The organism is Actinobaculum sp. 352, assembly GCF_003957265.1.
Taxonomy (GTDB): Bacteria; Actinomycetota; Actinomycetes; order Actinomycetales; family Actinomycetaceae; genus Asp313.
This window is the reverse complement of record NZ_RQSN01000004.1, coordinates 49,810-67,121: the sequence shown is the minus strand read 5'-3', so window position 1 is coordinate 67,121 and position 17,312 is coordinate 49,810. Positions and strand designations below refer to the sequence as shown.

16 protein-coding genes and 1 pseudogene are annotated in these 17,312 nt (G+C 60.9%); 9 read left to right on the top strand and 8 right to left on the bottom strand.

Annotated features, from left to right (window positions below):
• Window positions 1-235: 235 nt before the first annotated feature.
• Window positions 236-1,867: a hypothetical protein gene (locus EKN07_RS05470; protein WP_126145836.1), complete on the bottom strand. Its 1,632-nt coding sequence runs from the start codon at window positions 1,865-1,867 to the stop codon at window positions 236-238.
• Between the two features lie 296 nt (window positions 1,868-2,163).
• On the opposite strand from EKN07_RS05470, the gene EKN07_RS05465 reads away from it, so the two are divergent.
• From EKN07_RS05465 to EKN07_RS05450, 4 genes are all read left to right on the top strand, one after another.
• Complete coding sequence (locus tag EKN07_RS05465) at window positions 2,164-2,901, top strand: hypothetical protein (protein ID WP_126145835.1); 738 nt, start codon at window positions 2,164-2,166, stop codon at window positions 2,899-2,901.
• Window positions 2,902-3,024: 123 nt separating this feature from the next.
• A complete protein-coding gene (locus EKN07_RS05460; RefSeq protein WP_126145834.1) occupies window positions 3,025-3,786 on the top strand; it encodes a hypothetical protein in 762 nt (253 codons plus the stop codon).
• A 254-nt stretch (window positions 3,787-4,040) separates the two neighbouring features.
• The gene (locus tag EKN07_RS05455; protein ID WP_126145833.1) at window positions 4,041-4,766 is read left to right on the top strand and encodes a hypothetical protein; all 726 of its coding nucleotides are present in this window, start codon (window positions 4,041-4,043) and stop codon (window positions 4,764-4,766) included.
• Between the two features lie 110 nt (window positions 4,767-4,876).
• Window positions 4,877-5,632 (top strand): hypothetical protein, encoded by a 756-nt coding sequence (locus tag EKN07_RS05450; RefSeq protein ID WP_126145832.1) that lies wholly within the window; start codon window positions 4,877-4,879, stop codon window positions 5,630-5,632.
• Between the two features lie 282 nt (window positions 5,633-5,914).
• On the opposite strand, the gene EKN07_RS05445 is transcribed toward EKN07_RS05450, so the two are convergent.
• Together EKN07_RS05445 and EKN07_RS05440 are read right to left on the bottom strand one after the other, a co-directional pair.
• Window positions 5,915-6,823: an NAD(P)-dependent oxidoreductase gene (locus tag EKN07_RS05445; RefSeq protein ID WP_126145831.1), complete on the bottom strand. Its 909-nt coding sequence runs from the start codon at window positions 6,821-6,823 to the stop codon at window positions 5,915-5,917.
• A 43-nt stretch (window positions 6,824-6,866) separates the two neighbouring features.
• On the bottom strand, window positions 6,867-7,889 hold the full coding sequence (locus tag EKN07_RS05440) for a zinc-binding dehydrogenase (protein WP_240611222.1): 1,023 nt from the start codon (window positions 7,887-7,889) through the stop codon (window positions 6,867-6,869).
• 72 nt (window positions 7,890-7,961) lie between these two features.
• On the opposite strand from EKN07_RS05440, the gene EKN07_RS05435 reads away from it, so the two are divergent.
• The 5 genes and pseudogenes from EKN07_RS05435 to EKN07_RS05415 all read left to right on the top strand — a co-directional run.
• Complete coding sequence (locus tag EKN07_RS05435) at window positions 7,962-8,852, top strand: ABC transporter ATP-binding protein (RefSeq protein ID WP_126145830.1); 891 nt, start codon at window positions 7,962-7,964, stop codon at window positions 8,850-8,852.
• A complete protein-coding gene (locus tag EKN07_RS05430) occupies window positions 8,849-9,484 on the top strand; it encodes an ABC transporter permease subunit (RefSeq protein ID WP_126145829.1) in 636 nt (211 codons plus the stop codon). The genes EKN07_RS05435 and EKN07_RS05430 overlap by 4 nt, the downstream gene beginning before the upstream one ends.
• A complete protein-coding gene (locus EKN07_RS05425) occupies window positions 9,481-10,143 on the top strand; it encodes an ABC transporter permease (protein ID WP_108715920.1) in 663 nt (220 codons plus the stop codon). Before EKN07_RS05430 ends, EKN07_RS05425 begins: the two co-directional genes overlap by 4 nt.
• A 250-nt stretch (window positions 10,144-10,393) precedes the next feature.
• A complete protein-coding gene (locus EKN07_RS05420) occupies window positions 10,394-11,302 on the top strand; it encodes an ABC transporter substrate-binding protein (RefSeq protein WP_205647213.1) in 909 nt (302 codons plus the stop codon).
• A gap of 302 nt (window positions 11,303-11,604) precedes the next feature.
• A pseudogene (locus EKN07_RS05415) lies at window positions 11,605-11,748 on the top strand (integrase core domain-containing protein); the annotation flags it as partial.
• A 46-nt stretch (window positions 11,749-11,794) separates the two neighbouring features.
• Here EKN07_RS05415 and EKN07_RS05410 read toward each other — a convergent pair.
• From EKN07_RS05410 to EKN07_RS05390, 5 genes are all read right to left on the bottom strand, one after another.
• Window positions 11,795-12,049 (bottom strand): hypothetical protein, encoded by a 255-nt coding sequence (locus EKN07_RS05410; RefSeq protein ID WP_126145828.1) that lies wholly within the window; start codon window positions 12,047-12,049, stop codon window positions 11,795-11,797.
• A gap of 16 nt (window positions 12,050-12,065) precedes the next feature.
• On the bottom strand, window positions 12,066-12,746 hold the full coding sequence (locus EKN07_RS05405; protein ID WP_108715917.1) for a hypothetical protein: 681 nt from the start codon (window positions 12,744-12,746) through the stop codon (window positions 12,066-12,068).
• Window positions 12,747-12,752: 6 nt separating this feature from the next.
• Window positions 12,753-13,328 (bottom strand): hypothetical protein, encoded by a 576-nt coding sequence (locus tag EKN07_RS05400; protein WP_125482471.1) that lies wholly within the window; start codon window positions 13,326-13,328, stop codon window positions 12,753-12,755.
• Between the two features lie 318 nt (window positions 13,329-13,646).
• Window positions 13,647-14,702 carry a glycosyltransferase gene (locus tag EKN07_RS05395; protein ID WP_108715915.1) on the bottom strand — a complete coding sequence of 352 codons (1,056 nt, stop codon included), beginning with the start codon at window positions 14,700-14,702 and terminating at the stop codon, window positions 13,647-13,649.
• Entirely contained in the window at window positions 14,699-17,236 is a 2,538-nt protein-coding gene (locus EKN07_RS05390; protein WP_108715914.1) for a sodium-translocating pyrophosphatase, read from the bottom strand. The genes EKN07_RS05395 and EKN07_RS05390 overlap by 4 nt, the downstream gene beginning before the upstream one ends.
• Between the last annotated feature and the right edge of the window lie 76 nt (window positions 17,237-17,312).

Genomic DNA, 17,312 nt, shown 5'->3' with positions numbered 1-17,312 from the left:
TCGCTCCTCGATCCACCCGTTCGGTCGACCAGGCACGCCCATGCTCAACGTCAACGTCCACCCCACACCCGGGATAGCCACCACCCATCAAGCCACAAGACCAGCATGCCGCACACCCCACGCGACCACACGTACGGTGGTCGTCCCCGCACGGTCGGATCAACCAGCCGTGCAACTGGTGTGAAGCTCACACCTGGAAACAGGCACCTGGCAGCGTGAACACGACGCACAGCTGTCATTGACCTTCACCCTTCTCGCGGGGCTCTCGCCAGTACAGCAGGGGCCGGGAGAACATTTCCCGGCGAGTAGCCTCCTCGGCCTCACGCCGCTCACGCTCACGCACACTCTCCGCACCATGACGACTCAACCACACCGCATCCAACCGCTTGAGCGCCTCCTCCTTGCGACGCTCCTCTTCCTGCGGATCCGGAACCTCCCGACCACGCATAGCACACCACACCTCCGGACTCCACCTCCGCTCCCGCTCATCCCTCTTCTTACGACCAGCACCACGCACACCCCCGGCACCACGCACACCAGACTGCTGCACCTGACCACCACGAACACCTGTGCCACGGCCAGTCTGCTGGGCCTGGCCGCCCCTTACGCCTGTGCCGCGGACTCCTGTGCTGCGGGCTCCAGTCTGCTGCGCCTGACCGCCCCGGACGCCGGCCGTACCGGTACCACGGCCCGTGCCACGCGCACCACCGGTACCACGCGCGCCTGCCTGCTGGGCCTGTCCGCCCCTTACACCTGTGCCGCGGGTTGCGCCTTGTTGGGGTTGGCCCGACAGGGGGATACGTGTGGGGCGCATACCCATCTGCTGCGCATTACTCCACCGCACACCAGATGCCGCTCCACGGGCCACACCGGCCACACCCGCCGCAGCACCGGCTGTTCCCGCAGCACCAGCAGCACCACCCGAGGGGTTGTTGTCTTGGAAGGAGAGGCGTCCGGCTTCCCGGACACGGTCCATCAAATCACCCTCACCCGGACCATACAGGTAACGTGCTTCCGCCGAGTCCGCTCGGATCATCCTGCCTTGCGGAGTCCCCACCATGCCCTCCACACGCTCACCCGCATACCACGAAAACATCCACGCCGCACTCCCAGGAACGCCCACACCAGCAGCAATCGCACCCACTGACGGAACAACAGACCCCGTCTCCGACACGTCTGGGTCCGTGTCTGTCGGGCGGCCCTCCGCCATCGCGGCCGCATAGGAGGCCCCACCATCGCTCGGCAGGCCCGTCACCGACGAATCCACACCCGACAACGACGGCGACGAGGGCGTGTAGGTCACATACGAGCGTGGAGCCGCCTTCTCACTCCTGGGGAGCATGCGAATCGCCCGGTCGACTTCCTCACCCACATAATCCACCATCCGCCCCGCCCGCTCCTCAAACCCACTATCACGAGCCTCATGCGCCTGTGCGGCGTGCTCCATGCCACCATTGGCAAGGACTGCATTGACCGGGGACGGGACGGTACTAGTTGCCAGGCCAATCGAGGCGACCTCTACCTTGTAGGCAGTATCCGATGCTTCGGTGGCCGCGCTGATCTCCTTATGCGCCGCCCGGGCCTGAATCGTCACGTCAGCGATCACTTGAACCGACTTGCCCATCGCTTCCGTATCATCCGCGTGATTGCCCAGCCGGTTACGCACCCACTCCAACGACGACAACATCGCATCCGCCGTCGCACCCCGAATCCCCCAATCATCAGGATTCAACATCCCATTAATCTTCACGCGCAACGCCTCAAAACCACGACTCACACGGCCAAGCTCCGTGGCCAAGTCCTGTGCTTCATCCGGGTCGAAGGTTGCGATCTGCGCCAAGGTGTCGCGTTGCTCTCGGCTTGCCATCTGCTGTCCTCTCGTCTCGTGTCCCGGCCGGGGCGAATGCTCGGTGAGCCACCCCGATACCCGGACCAGAATCGTGTGATGCAACAGACTCTACCGGGCAGACCAAGCCCTGTCTACACGGAATAACGACCCGCGCTCACTCAGCCGGGCAACGTTTGAAAGTGTTTGTGCAGCTCACACCGTGTGTCGCACCCCGACAACGGTGATGAAAACTCGTCAGAAACTGCGCGCCACGCGCCAATCTGTCACAATCAAGAGGAATCACAGCCAAACAGTCGAACAGAAAGACCCCCACCATGAGCACACCACCACCCGAGAACAACCCGCACATCCCCACCCCGACTAATAACACCCGCACTAACACTGGTCGGCGTGGTCTGCCCGGTTGGGCCTGGGCGCTCCTCGGCGCCCTAGTGGTCGTGGCCGTCGTCATCGCCGGGATCATCATCGCGGGGCGGAACACGGCCAACCCGCACCCAGCTGGCACGCCAACACTGATACCGACAGCCTCGACCACATCTAGTGGGACGACAGTACCCGACACGCCCACCGCTACGGCGACAGTGACCGTGTCACCCCTGTTTCTGCCGTCAGCATCTGCGTCCGCATCAATATCCACAGGTCCCACCCAGGTCGGGGAATGGACGGTAGAAATCCTGGAATACTCACCTGATGTTAACGACATCCTCGCCGCAGCCGACCAGCCCGTGTACATCGAAGGCCACAAATACGTCGGCGTCAAACTCCGCATCACCAATGATGGAGCAGACCGTGCCGATCCGTATGTTGATCTTGACCGGTACATTATCGGCATCTCGAACGGCGCCTACTACGAACACCACATGGAGACCGCCAGCTATATGGGCGACGAATACCTCTCCGCTGTCCCACAGCTTTACCCGGGTGAGACCGGTGAGGGCTGGTTGTACTACCAAGTCCCCGGCGACTTCACCCCCACCGTGATGAGCTTCCAAGACCAACGCACCGACCCCGACCCACCCGAGACCTTCATCCTCATACCCACCACCAACTAGAACACCAGAGCGACCCACGCACCACACCGATCACAAGTGGTGCCCACCGGTCATAAGTGGAGACAGTCCCCGAAGAGCGACACCACCAACACCACGACAATCACAAGACAAGGACCCTACCCCATGACCACACCACCTACCGACGGCCCGCAGGCCTCCCCGCGAAACGGCAGCCCGGATATACGCCAGCACACGAACAGTAGTGGCACGCCGCAGACGACTACCACACCGTCCGCCTCCCGGCGTGGCCCGCACGGTTGGGCCTGGGCTGCCATCGGCGCCCTCATCGTGGCTGTGGTGGTTGTCGGGATCGTCATCGCCGGACGGAACACGCCCAGCACACAACCAGCTGGCACGACAATGCCGGGAGTCTCCTCCTCACAATCAACAGCAGCCACGCCGTCGACTGTCAGCAGCAGTCCGGAGGAGACTGCCACACCGGCGGCGTCTGCTTCTCCGACCGTGACCGGGCCAGCGGACATTGGTGGGTGGACGGTGGAGATCCTGGAATACTCACCCGATGTGAACGACATCCTCGCCGCCGCCGACCACCCCGTGGTCATCGAAGGACACAAATGGGTCGGCGTCAAACTCCGTATCACCAACAACGACCCCGACAAAGCATCAGCATACACAGACCTCGGCCGCCATATCGTAGGTACATCGGAAGGTAAATACTACGAACACTACATGGACGTTGGAGGCTATAAAGGCGATGAATACCTTGTGAAAGTGTCGCGACTCTACCAGGGTGAGACCGGTGAGGGCTGGTTGTACTACCAAGTCCCCGGAGACTTCACACCCACCGGCATGGTCTTCGAAGACTACCGCATCGACCCCGACGACCCACCCGAAACCTTCATCCTCATACCCACCACCAACTAGACACCTCCGAGGACCGACACAACGCATCACACTGCCTCGACCCCTCGCAGACGATAACCCGGACGCGAGGGGCACACACGCGTGCGGACCGCCGTGCACACCCGAGGCTCGTGCTGGCATGTTCGTACAAGTCTTGCTGAGTTTCAACCCTGCATCGACTTGTATAAGCTCGCGCATGAATGCGAACCTGGCACCGCCCCACCATCAAGAAGAGAACAAGACAATTTCGAGACTCGAACAGAAAGACCCCCACGATGACCGCACCACTCGCACCAGCCCCAAGCAGCCAACCACCCGAGGCGACCGGAAACCCAGCCACACCACCGCCCACCCGGCCGAGCCCGCACGGTTGGGCCTGGGCAGCCATCGGCGGCATCGTGGTCGTGGCCGTGGTGGTTGCCGGGATCATCATCGCAGGACGGAACACGCCCAGCACACACCCAGCTGGCACGACAATGCCGGGAGCCTCCTCCTCGCAATCGACAGCAGCCACGCCGTCGACTGTCAGCAGCAGTCCGACGGAGACTGCCACACCGGCCGCGTCTGCCTCGCCCACCGTCACCGGGCCGACTCAGGTTGGTGGGTGGACGGTGGAGATCTTGGAATACTCACCTAATGTGAACGACGTCCTCGCCGCCGCCGATCACCCCGTGGTCATCGAAGGACACAAATGGGTCGGCGTCAAACTCCGCATCACCAACAACGACCCCGACAAAGCATCAGCATACACAGACCTCGGCCGACACATCGTGGGCACCTCGAAAGGCAAATACTACGAACACTATGTGACCGTTGGAGGCTATAAAGGCGATGAATACCTTGTCAGCGTCCCGCGACTCTACCAAGGCGAGACCGGTGAGGGCTGGTTGTACTACCAAGTCCCCGGAGACTTCACACCCACCGGCATGGCCTTCGAAGACTACCGCATCGACCCCGACGACCCACCCGAAACCTTCATCCTCATGCCCACCACCGACTAGAACACCAGAGCGACCCACGCACCACACCGGTCGCATGCCGCGTCGCTTCCCCGAAGAGCGACACCACCAACACCACGACAACCCGACATTCGGACAGAAAGACCCTCACGATGACCACACCACCCACCGACGGCCCGCAGGCATTCCCGCGAAACGGCGGCCCGGATAGGCGCCAGCACACGAACAGTAACGGCACGCCGCAGACGACCACCACACCACCCACCACCCGGCGGGACTCACACGGCTGGGTCTGGGTGCTCATCGGCGGCATCGTGGTCGTGGCGGTGGTGGTCGCCGGGATCGTCATCGCCGGACGGGACACGGCTGGCACGCAACCAGCTGGCACGCCAACAGTGGGAATTTCCTCCTCACAGGCGACAATATTGGCGCCATCGACCACGGCTGGTCATACGCCAACCGTGACGCCCACCCCTTCTGCTTCTCCGACCGTGACCGGCCCAGCAGAAGTCGGTGGCTGGACCGTCGAAGTCTTGGAATACTCACCTGATGTGAACGACATCCTCACCGCCGCCGACCACCCCGTGGTCATCGAAGGACACAAATGGGTAGGCGTCAAACTCCGCATCACCAACAACGACCCCGACAAAGCATCGCCGTATGTTGATGTCGGACGGCACATCGTTGGCACCTCGAAAGGCACATACTATGAACACTACGTCAGTGTCGGAGGCTACCACGGCGATGAATACCTCGTGCAAGTCATCTGGCTTGAACAGGGTGAGACGGGTGAGGGCTGGTTGTACTACCAAGTCCCCGGAGACTTCACACCCACCGGCATGGCCTTCAAGGATGACCGACTCGAAAACTCACCTGAAGTCTTCGTCCTCATACCCACCATCGACTAAGCGTCATGGCTTGCTACGCCCGGCACTTTGTGCGCGGACCTCGATTCGTGAACTAATCGGCTTGTGCCGGTTTTGGCACGATCGTCACCCTCCCGTGGTCGCCTCTCAGACACCACACCCGGATCTGGCCTCAGCGCCCTGATCGTCGTCGCCCTCGTTGCCGCCGGGATCAACCGTCCTGACCGCCGGGATCAACGCTCAGCCCTCGCTATCAACGCTCAGCCCTTGTTATCAACGCCCAGCCCTTGTTATCAACGCTCAGCCCTTGTTATCAACTGCGTATCAACTGCGGTAGACGATATTCTCCGGTTCTTCTCCGGCAAGCACATGCGCAATCTGCCGCCGCAGCAAGGCATTCTCACGCGAGAACTGTGCAGCCGAAAGCCCACCCAGGTGCGGAGCGATCAACACTCCCGGTGCCTTCCACAGGGGATGGTCCGCAGGCAGAGGCTCCGGCTCGGTTACATCCAGAGCGAAGCGAAGGCGCCCCACATGCCGCAGCAGCGCATCGGTGTCGGCGACCGGTCCCCGCGCTATATTCACCAGCAGAGCGTCGTCGCGCATAGCCGCCAGGAAGGCGTCGTCGACAAGGTGGCGGGTAGCGTCATTCAACGGAACTGCGAGAATCACAATATCGGCCTGCGGCAGCAGCTCCGGCAGCGCCGCCGTCGGGAAAACATGGCCGTCCTCGTCGTCGCGCTCTCGGCTCGCCACGCGCATCACATCCACTTCGAAGGGAAGCAGCCGGTCAATTATTGCCTGGCCGACACCGCCGGTACCAATAACCAGCACGGTGGAATCTGCCAGGCCGCGAGCGTAGAAACGTTCCCAATTGTTGTTCTGCTGCGCCAAGACGACCCGGGGCAGTTCGCGCTCAGCGGCAAGAATCAACCCAAGTGTCAACTCGGCGGTGGGTGTTTCATAAACTGTGGCAGCGTTGGCGAAAACCATTCCTGCGGGCGCGTTTTCCACTAGGCCGTCGTAGCCAATGGCGGAGAGCTGGACAAGCCGGGGGTGTAGTCCTTCCAACTCCTTGACAATGGAAACGCCTCGTCCACCGGGCACGACGACGACGTCGACGTCGCTACGTGGTGCCGGCACATCAAAATCCCAGCGGACAATCTCCACGTCGAAACCATCCAGTACGTCATCCGGAAGGGAGGAGGGAAGAGAAACAGTCAATTGAGCCATGCCGCCACTATACTCGTGGCGCCTTGCGCATGGCAGTGGTTGACTACGGCATCCCTACCAGTTTCCCAACTCTCGTACCTTCCTCCATGTCGCGATGCGCCTGCTGGATCTCGTCCAAGCGGTAGGTGTGATACGGCCCGAGCGTCACCGTTCCCGTTGCGATGCCGTCCAAGATATCCTGCAAGACGGCAGCGGGCAGGTCGGCGGCCTCGCCCGCATACGATGTCAGGCGCACACCGTACGGGATGTAGTCGATGGGGTAGAAGCCGTCAATCGTCCACGCATTGGAGAGCATTCCGGTGAAGCAGGCTGTGCCGTGTATTCGCACCGCCCGCAGCGTGTCACGCAGGGTCGGTGTACCGACCAGCTCGACGGCGCCGTCAACACCCTCCGGGCGCAGCGCCCGTATCTGATCCGCAATGGAGCCGTCATCGACCAGGGGTACATCAACTCCGCAGGCCGCAAGCTGCTCCAAACGTTCCGGACGCCGCGTGGTGGCATACACCGTGCAGCCTTGCCGTTTCGCCAGCGCGGTGATGGCCAATCCCAAGGCCGAGGTGCCGCCGCGTACCAGTAAGTGGTTACCATCGTGCAGGTCGATGCCGATTCGAAGCGTTCCGTAGGCGGTTTGCAGAGTCTCCGGCACTGCCCCAATCTGATCCCAGGGCAACTCGGAGTGGAAGGGGATGAGTTGGCCGAGCGGCACGCAGGTGTATTCCGCGTACCCACCGTCATATTGCCGTCCCATTTCTCCCATCATTGTTGCCACCTGCTGACCCTGGCGGTAGGTGCCGGAAGGATCCAGATCCACTACGCCAACGGCCTCGATGCCCAGGATTCGCGGGAATGAGACGCCTTCTCCCAGTCCAAGCCTGGTGTGCAATTCGGAGCGGTTGAGGCCAAAGGCACGCACCGCCACGCGAACCCACCCCTCTTGCGGGGAGGGAATAGGAACATCTTGTACAACGAGGTTCTCGACCGGGCCGGGCTCACTCAACACCGCTGCCCGCATGAGGCGCGGAACCTGCGCGGGTTCGGTATCGCGCATGAGATTCTTCTCGTTCATGAGATTCCTTCCCTCGGGCTATACATCGAATCGATGTATAGCATACGATAAGCGAAACGATGGGAGCACTTCGTGATCCAATTCGACCACGTGTCCAAGCAGTACGGCAACGGTCCAACCGTCGTCGACGATGTCAGTATCACCATCCCGTCTCATACGGTGACCGCGCTTGTCGGGACATCTGGGAGTGGGAAGACTACGCTGTTGCGTATGGTCAACCGCATGGTTGACCCCAGCGCTGGCCGGGTTCTGATCGACGACGACGATGTCGCCACCCTTCAGCCCGTACATTTGCGACGGCGGATCGGCTACGTCATGCAGGAGTCCGGCCTGTTGCCTCATCGAACGGTACTCGCCAACATTATGACGGTGCCGCGCCTGAACGGTGCCTCAAAGCCCGAAGCCAGTGCTCGCGCCCTCGATCTTATGGACGCAGTCGAACTAGACCGCGATCTGGCATCGCGCTACCCGGCCCAGCTTTCCGGTGGACAACGGCAGAGGGTAGGAGTGGCTCGGGCGCTCGCCAGCGATCCGAATATCCTTCTGATGGACGAGCCCTTCAGCGCCGTCGATCCGATTGTTCGCGCCGGCCTGCAAGAACTTGTACAGGATCTGCAGTCGCGCCTGCGTAAAACCATCCTCTTCGTCACGCATGACATCTCCGAGGCCTTCACCTTGGCCGACCAAGTGGTTCTGCTCTCCACGGGTGGAATTGTGGAGCAGATCGGCACACCGCACGATCTTGTCGCCCGGCCCGTCTCAGATTTTGTTGCCCGCTTCATCAGCCGTGGAGGCAACAGCAGCCTGCACGTGGAGAGCACCGGTGGCGCGCCTATCGTGCTCGATGGGACAGGCCGCGTCGTCGGCCGCTTGGAGGAGCCCCGTCCGGGGGAAGGCCACCGTGAGCAAACCCCTCCGGAGGAACCCGGTCCGGCGCAGCCTCGTGTGGAGGAACCCCGGTGAGCTGGATTATCGCAAACCTGCCCATGCTGGGGGAGCGGACGCTCTCGCACCTCGTATTGAGCGTTCCCGCGATTATTCTCAGTTTCGTTCTCGCCCTGCCCATCGCCGTGTTGGCGAACAGATTACGCCGTCTGCGCTCATTCCTCATCGGGGCAGCCGGCCTCATCTATGCCATCCCCTCCCTGCCGATGTTTATCGTTTTGCCGTTGATCGTCGGCACCACCATCCGCGACAGGGTCAATGTGGTTATAGCCATGACCCTTTACGGCGTGGCGCTCATGGTCCGCTCGGCGGCGGACGCGTTTACGGCGGTGGACCTCTCTACCAAACTGGCAGCAACGGCCACCGGGTACTCGCCGATCCATCGCTTCTTCGCCGTCGACTTGCCATTGGCAGGGCCGGCGCTGCTTGCGGGCCTGCGCGTGGTCGCCGTATCCACGGTCAGCCTGGTGACGGTATCCGCCCTGCTGGGCGTGCCGAATCTCGGCATGCTTTTCACCGACGGGATAGCCCGGGGAATCACCGCCGAAATCCTTGCCGGAATAGTGCTGACCGTTACTCTTGCTCTTCTTATTGACGGTGCGTTGGTTCTTGCCGGAAGGCTTCTCATGCGATGGGAGCGTGCGGCATGAACTACCTGATGGAAGCCCTGCAGTGGATTGCAGATCCCGCGAACCGCTACGGCGACACGGGCATCCTCGCGCGCATGGGTGAACATGTGCTCTACACCGTGCTGGTTCTTGGGATAGCAGCCCTTATCGGTATTCCGATAGGGTATGCGATTGGACATTTCCACCGCGGACGCGGGATCGTCGTGGCATCAACTGGAGCGGCGCGAGCTTTGCCGACGCTCGGAATTCTGACGCTTATCGGCGTCGTCGTCGGAATCGGACTGGTCGCTCCACTGGCCGCGCTCGTCGTTTTGGCAACACCGTCCGTACTCGCGGGAGCATATTCCGGAGTGGAGAATGTGGATCGCACCACGGTTGATGCCGCGCGGGCACAGGGAATGTCGCAATGGCAGGTGCTTACACGGGTGGAGATCCCGCTCGGCCTACCGTTGTTGATTAGCGGGCTCCGCTCGGCGTGCCTGCAGGTGGTCGCCACCGCAACCCTGGCGGCATACGTGGGCGGAGGCGGTTTGGGCCGCTTCTTGTTCCCGGCTATCAACACCTATAACTACACGCTTATGCTGGCGGCGTCGATTCTCGTGATGATCCTCGCCGTCGTTCTCGATGCATGCTTCGCGTTCGGGGAACGTCTGGTTCGATGGGGTGTGCGTTCCTCATGAACGGTACCAACCGGCCGAACGTACGAGCACACCTGCTTGCGCTACGCGGTGTCGCGCGTGTACTCGCTGGGTGTGCGGGGCGTGACCGGTGCCTTACGATTCACCCACCAACCGGTGCCTTACGAGCAGGCGATGCCGCCGGGTGTAGGCGTGACTCTTCCCGAAGTGACATCGGAGGGCACAGCGGCCACGGGCAGCAGATATCGACTCTTCCCAGTTTTACTGAATTCGCACAATGACAGGAGATCACATGAAAAGGCGAATCAAAGTTATTGCGAGTCTCGCGGTGGCGGGCCTCGCTCTTGTAGGTTGCTCCTCCAGCGATCCGACGGGCCGGGACAGCCAGTCCGCCGCGCCTAGCGGCACGATCGTCATCGGTTCGCAGGCGAGCTATTCCAATGAGATCATCGCGGAGATCTACGCCCAACATCTTGAGGCACACGGCTACACCGTGGACCGTCAGTATCAGATCGGATCCCGCGAAGTCTACATTCCGGAGTTGGAAGCAGGCCGCGTGGATGTTATCCCCGAGTACACCGGAAATCTGCTGCAGTACTACGACAGCAGCACAACGGCGACGACGCCGGAGCAGATTCGTACCGCACTGGACGAGGCGCTGCCGGAGGGCTTGCGTATTCTTGATCTCGCGGATGCATCCGACCAGGACACCTACACGGTAACGCGCGAGACTGCGGACGAGTACGGCCTCACGGCGATTGGTGATCTGTCAAAGCTCGAGCAACCCGTAGCCCTGGGCGCTAATGCCGAGTTCGAGGGACGGCCCTACGGTCCGACCGGCGCAAAGGAAGTCTACGGCGTGGATATCGCGGTGACCCCGATCAACGACTACGGTGGCTCCCTCACTCTGGATGCCTTACGCAACGGTGATGTGCAGGTCGCTGATATTTACAGTGCCGATCCGGCTATTCCCGCCAATGACCTCGTGATTCTGGAGGACCCGGAGGGTCTTATCCTGACGCAGAACGTCGTCCCACTAGTGACGACGAAGGTTGACGACGACGCCGCAGTGCTGCTCAACGAGATATCGGCCCGGCTGGATCAGGAGACGTTGGTCGCTCTGAATACCCGCAGCGTCAATGAGCAGGCAACCTCGGCGAGCATTGCCAAGGACTGGCTTGCGCAGGCGGGGCTGGACTAGCTCCGCCGAGTGATTGGGGCGCGACTGCGCGGCAGACCCCAAGCGCAGGTGGAGTTCCGCCGGGTGCTTGGGGCGGGACTGCGTCTTTGCCACGGGTGTGCACGGGTTATCTGTCCAAATCCCGTCCAAACGAAAGTCTCCCCGTCGCGGTGACGCGCGAAATCCGCATGATTCCGCCAGTCTTTAAATTGACTTGATCAAGTCTTTCGTCGTTTGGACGGGATTTGGACACCGCAGCAACTTGCGGTGCGTCCACCCACTGGCGCTGCGGGTCGCATATAGGACCCGCAGAGAGAACACCGGCCCGGCGTTACCCGTCCGAAGAAGAACGCAGAAACGCGTTGGCCCAGTGGCTCCATGACTATAATCACCACCGACCCCATTCCGCGTGCGGCTGCCTACCACCCGTCACCCGGTTAACTAGCCTCCCCGGTCAGTACACCTAGGGGAGTAGCAGACATCGAACTAGCTAACTGCGGTGCAGCCTTGCGGTCAGTCATCTTCTGCCTGTAAGTCCAGGATACGAGTTAGTGTTGGTCGGCAGATGAATGCTGCAACGAGGCAGACCGTGGCCACTGCAGGTGGGGTGAATGCTTGCAGTTCCTGTACGAGGAACTGCAAGGCGCCCGCCAAGGGTCTGCTGAATCTCTCCAGTTCGGGAGTATGGGCCCCGGCCATGAGGGCGGTCCGCGACAGAAAGGACAAGAGATACAGGCAGGCCGCAATGGCGTAAAGGCGGTTGCTCACCGCGCGAAGTGTGTAGCTATCCAATGCCATTGAAGATCTCGCCTCCTTGGGCGCAGAATTTGTTGATCCTTTGCGAGTTGTTACCGAGAATGATACGCGCATCCGGGGAATCGGGATCAAGAGCCCTGAATGAGGCATCGCCAGTTAAAACACCATAGTCGTCCTCAATGATCTCTCGGGCTTCGGACGAGAGATTCTCTGGCAGCGGTTCCTGTTCAAAGGCGAAGGCGTGAATGAGGGCAGAAGCGAACTGTGAGCATGTCTCACTGTCGTAGTGGGCAGGGTCCGTGTCATCGGTCTCCACATTGTTCACCAACTCCACGAATGCACCTTTGTTCACCACTCCTTTTGCCTCCATTGCGAGGCTGTTATCTTTGTTCGCGAGCACGAACCATCCATCGCCTTCTAGTATGAAAAGTGGTGAATCTGGGGTGGAGATCCATGTGCCCTTGGTCATCGCCAAGATCGTCTGATCATGCGACTCTCGGAACAAGTACTCGAGGTTGTTATCTGTGTCGTAACAGTCGAAACCAGATATTTCTCCCGGGATTGCCAACTCGGCGGCGACCTCCAGCTTCCTCGTGCAGGAGGGAGGATCCTTGATATTGCTACGAGTTGCCTTGCTCTGCTCAGGTTGAGCGCAGCCAGAACTGAGCACTAGGAGAGCTAGCGACAGTGCGATGAACGACTTGCGCACCGTGACTCAACTCCAGTGCACAACAACGCCAGCGGGCGGATTCATCGAGCGAACCTTCACTTTCTTGACTGCCATGATCGAAAAACCCTTCTCTGCGTACCAAGGGACTGAGAACTTACCGGACTTAGCGTTGCCGCCTCCACGCCAGGTTTCTTTACCGTTGATGAAACCACGACCGATGACGTTGGCGTTACTACTCGAAAACCAAGCGACCGACCAACTGTAGCCGAGCGTCATTTTCGATCTTGGACCCTGTTTGACAATGTAGCCCGTGCTGTCTTTGCACGTGACCTGACGCCCGGCCGGTGCAGTGCAGCTTCCTCCGCGCGCCCAGGCTGCGGCAGGTAATGGCCTACCGTTTGCGGCGGGCTCCGTCGCCCCGTTTGGTATGATTTCGATTCGGTCGAAGCCGCCTTCATCCACAACCACTGTGTCGGGTGGTATGCCATCGAACTTGTTTGAGGCATGTACGTTCAACTTGTTGTCAATCGCGGCATCGACCGATACCGCTGGGCCAGCAACCATGGCAAGGGCTAGGGCAGTGCCAGTCAAAAGACGAGTGACGGACATCCGAGTAGACATCGTTGTTCCCTTCGTATGCTGTTGTCTGAGGCGTCATTTGCCTCTCATGTGCCCTGCATGTACAGGATCACCTTCAGGGTACCTATACGCAGTAACCAAGTCAAGGCCTCGACGAGACTCATCTCAGGTGCCCGTGAAAGTGATTCGGTGCCTCATCTGGAACTGCCCGTGAGAGTCGCCGATTGTAGTGAATGTGGGCAGTGAGTTGTTGGTGAGGGCGGTGTGAGTGAACCCCACACCTCGACCGATTCAGGGGCAACAGGACGGCGAGGGGCGGTCGCCACCACAAGTGATCGCCCCTCGCGCTGTCACACGGCCCTACTTAGTGCCTCCGAACCATTCGTCGACACGGGCCACCACGGCTTTGTCGAAAGCGTCGTCGGAATGATGATCGGCGATCCAACTGGCGAAGGAGCCACCGGCACAGGCATCGAGTTCCTGCCTACAGGCATCCGGGTCCTGCAAGGCGCGAGTGAGCATCTCCTCGGCCTCGTGCAGGTCATGGTAGAAGAATGGATACCCCTCCGGTACCAGGGCGTGTGCCCATTCGTGATCGGGAAGCACGCCGACCACCCCGGCGCCGAGCGCCTCCACGTACAGCATGCCGTAGGACTCGTTTTCCGCCGTCGCAAGGAATGCCGTGGTATGTGCCAAGGCTTCCCAGTAGGACTTGCGGGTAGCGGTGAGCGGGCCGAGCCACACCCAGTCGTGCCGCGAGATATCCATGGCTTCTTCGGTCACCAGATGCGATTCGTGCAGGCGCATCTCCACCCGGAGCGGAATGCGCCGACGTACCTTATCGACTACTTGCAAGAACACATCCGGGCGCTTGTTGCGCGAGAGGTAGATGGCCGGATACAAGACGATCGGGAGGTCGCTGGGCTGGCGTGGCTGGATGTGATCGAGGCGGAAGCCGAGGTTCACCCAGCCGAGGCGTGCATGCTCCGATAGTGGTTGCACGGTCCACTTCCCAATGGTCTCGCGAACCTCGGTAGCCGTGCGCTCCGAGTTTGCGAAGGTGGGGAAGAGGGTGCAGGACAGCGCCACCGAGGCGGCGCGGACCGTCGGCGCATCGGGCCGAACCGGCCACCACACGAAGTTCATTATGCGCGGTTCCACATTCTGTTTGCTGAGCACGCGCCAAATCTGTGGCGAGTCCACAACATCCATGTTGATGACCACGACGTCGCGGGCATCCACCAGTTCCAGTGGAAGCACGTCGAAGTCGTCGCAATGACGTGATGCCGGGCCAATCACAATCGGATGGTCGAATACGCGCACAAGCCGCCGAACAAGCGTGTCACCGGCAGCATGCCCGGCAATGTGCCCCTGCGGGTCAACGACGACGTCGTCCCATTTAATTGCAATTCTCATAGTTTCTCCCTATCGGACATACCGGAGGAAACGGACGCGACGGCGTCGCCGTCGTCGGTGTCACCGGCCTGCGGCATGGACGAATCGATACGCATGCCATAGAAGGACCGATGGACGAAGAAAGCGGAGATCAGGAAGAACACCGCAGCGAGGATATGCACGAGCGTGGCCGATCCCTGCCCAGTCAGGCTCACTGCCAGTTCAACGGCCAGTAGGCCGAAGAGCGTGGTGAACTTGATAATCGGGTTGAGTGCCACCGAGGAGGTGTCCTTGAAGGGATCGCCTACCGTATCACCCACGATTGTCGCATCGTGCAGAGCGGTGCCCTTCATGTGCAGGTCAACTTCCACCACCTTCTTGGCGTTATCCCAGGCACCACCGGCGTTCGCCATATAGATCGCCTGGTACAGGCCAAAGATCGCAATCGAGATTAGGTAGCCGATGAAGAAGTACGGCTCCACGAAGGCGAAGGAGAGCGTCATGAAGAACACTGCGAGGAAGATGGTCAGCATGCCCCGTTGCGCGTACTGGGTGCAGATATCCACCACACGGCGGGAATCCTCGGTGCTGGCCCGTTCGGCGGAAGCGTCCAAGTGAATGTTGTCGCGAATAAATGCAACAGCACGGTTGGCACCCGTGGTAACCGCCTGGATGGAGGCCCCGGAGAACCAGAAGATGACGGCGCCTCCGGCGATGAGGCCAAGGAGGAAGGGTGCATGCAGCAGCGAGAGATTCTCCAAGCCGGTGGTCAGATGATCGGTCAGGCCGATGATAATAGAGAAGATCATCGTGGTTGCGCCGACGACGGCTGTGCCGATCAGCACCGGCTTTGCGGTCGCCTTGAAGGTGTTGCCGGCGCCGTCGTTATCCTCCAACATGAGCTTGGCACGTTCCCACCGCGGGTCGATGCCGTAGTCACGCCGCAGTTCCTCATCGATCCCGTCAATTTCTTCGATTCGCGAAAGCTCGTACACGGACTGGGCGTTGTCGGTGACCGGCCCGTAAGAATCGACCGCGATGGTGACTGGTCCCATTCCGAGGAAGCCGAAGGCAACCAAGCCGAAGGCAAAGACTGCCGGGGCGATCATGAACTCGGAGAGTCCGGCCTGGGAGATGAGGAAACCGCCACCCATCAGGCCGAGGATCGTGATCCCAAGCCAGTAGCCGGAGAAGTTTCCTGCGACGACGCCGGAGAGGATATTCAGGCTCGCGCCGCCTTGCCGCGAGGACTTGACGGTCTCGCGTACGTGCTGCGAGTTCGTCGAGGTGAAGACCTTCACCAGCTCCGGAATCAGTGCTCCGGCGAGGGTGCCACAGGTGATGATGGTAGCGAGCTTCAGCCACAGTCCACCGGGCTGATCACTGAGGATGACCCAGGTGATGCCATAGGTGAAGGCAACGCAGAGCGCGCTGGTCAACCACACGAGGGTGGAGAGCGGGGTTTCGAAGTTCATTCGGTCCGCATTACCCCACTTCGCCTTCACCCATGCACCGTTGATGGCATAGGCGGCCCACGCGGCAAGGATCATGGCGGCGCGCACGGTGAAGATCCACACGAGCAAGGTGGCCTGCAGAGCCGGATTCTCTACCGCTAGCAGGATGAAGGTAACTAAGGCGACGCCGGTGACGCCGTAGGTTTCAAAGCCATCGGCGGACGGGCCCACCGAATCGCCCGCGTTGTCGCCCGTGCAGTCGGCGATAACGCCAGGATTACGCGGGTCGTCTTCATCGATTTTGAACACGATCTTCATCAGGTCGGCGCCGATATCGGCGATCTTTGTGAAGATGCCACCAGCGATACGCAGCGCCGAGGCACCCAACGACTCTCCGATGGCGAAGCCGATGAAGCAGGCGCCGGCGACGTCGGAGGGAAGGAACAGCAGGATGACGAGCATCATCACCAGTTCGAGGCTGATCAACACCATGCCGATACTCATACCGGAGGAGAGCGGTATGCGGTGCACGTTGTAGGGCTTGCCGCGCAGGGAGGCGAAGGCCGTGCGAGCGTTGGCGAAGGTGTTCACGCGGATGCCGAACCACGCCACCGCGTAGGACCCGCCCATGCCGAGCAGGCTGAAGCCGATGACGATGAGGACACGGCCCCATCCGAAGCCGACGAGTGCACGGTAGTAGACGACGATTACCGCCGTGATGAATACCCAGAGAATCAGAAGGAAGCGGCCCTGACGCAGCAGGTAGGCCTTGCAGGTCGAATAAATGAGTTCGGCGACGTCGAGCATCGACTTGTGTACAGCCTGCTTACGGAGCGTGAAAAAGGTGACCAGCCCGAAGCCAAGGCCGAGCAGGCAGACAACGATGGCGCCGTAGAGTAGCGCTCGACCGCCGATGCCAACGGCGCTGGTTGCAGCGGATAGATCGGGGAGAACAAGGCTTGCTTCGCCGCCACCAACGGAACCTCCTCCCGGCGAATTGGAATTCGCACCACAACCGGTCAAAACGGCCAACAGGGCGAGAAAGGATAGGGTCTGCGCCGTGCGGCGCTTGGTTTTATTGAATCGTGGAAGAACGGACATGAAACCTCAAATTTAGATTGTGTGCCGTGGAACCCGAATACCCGGCCTCCAGCGGCCGTGGTGTGCCACCGCTAGG

Coding starts and splice junctions, on each gene's coding strand:
- EKN07_RS05455 (WP_126145833.1), top strand. CDS start 4,041: ATGACCGCACCACTCGCACCAGCCCCAAGCAGCCAACCACCCGAGGCG.
- EKN07_RS05450 (WP_126145832.1), top strand. CDS start 4,877: ATGACCACACCACCCACCGACGGCCCGCAGGCATTCCCGCGAAACGGC.
- EKN07_RS05420 (WP_205647213.1), top strand. CDS start 10,394: ATGAAAAGGCGAATCAAAGTTATTGCGAGTCTCGCGGTGGCGGGCCTC.
- EKN07_RS05465 (WP_126145835.1), top strand. CDS start 2,164: ATGAGCACACCACCACCCGAGAACAACCCGCACATCCCCACCCCGACT.
- EKN07_RS05440 (WP_240611222.1), bottom strand. CDS start 7,889: ATGAACGAGAAGAATCTCATGCGCGATACCGAACCCGCGCAGGTTCCG.
- EKN07_RS05395 (WP_108715915.1), bottom strand. CDS start 14,702: ATGAGAATTGCAATTAAATGGGACGACGTCGTCGTTGACCCGCAGGGG.
- EKN07_RS05470 (WP_126145836.1), bottom strand. CDS start 1,867: ATGGCAAGCCGAGAGCAACGCGACACCTTGGCGCAGATCGCAACCTTC.
- EKN07_RS05390 (WP_108715914.1), bottom strand. CDS start 17,236: ATGTCCGTTCTTCCACGATTCAATAAAACCAAGCGCCGCACGGCGCAG.
- EKN07_RS05400 (WP_125482471.1), bottom strand. CDS start 13,328: ATGTCTACTCGGATGTCCGTCACTCGTCTTTTGACTGGCACTGCCCTA.
- EKN07_RS05460 (WP_126145834.1), top strand. CDS start 3,025: ATGACCACACCACCTACCGACGGCCCGCAGGCCTCCCCGCGAAACGGC.
- EKN07_RS05445 (WP_126145831.1), bottom strand. CDS start 6,823: ATGGCTCAATTGACTGTTTCTCTTCCCTCCTCCCTTCCGGATGACGTA.
- EKN07_RS05425 (WP_108715920.1), top strand. CDS start 9,481: ATGAACTACCTGATGGAAGCCCTGCAGTGGATTGCAGATCCCGCGAAC.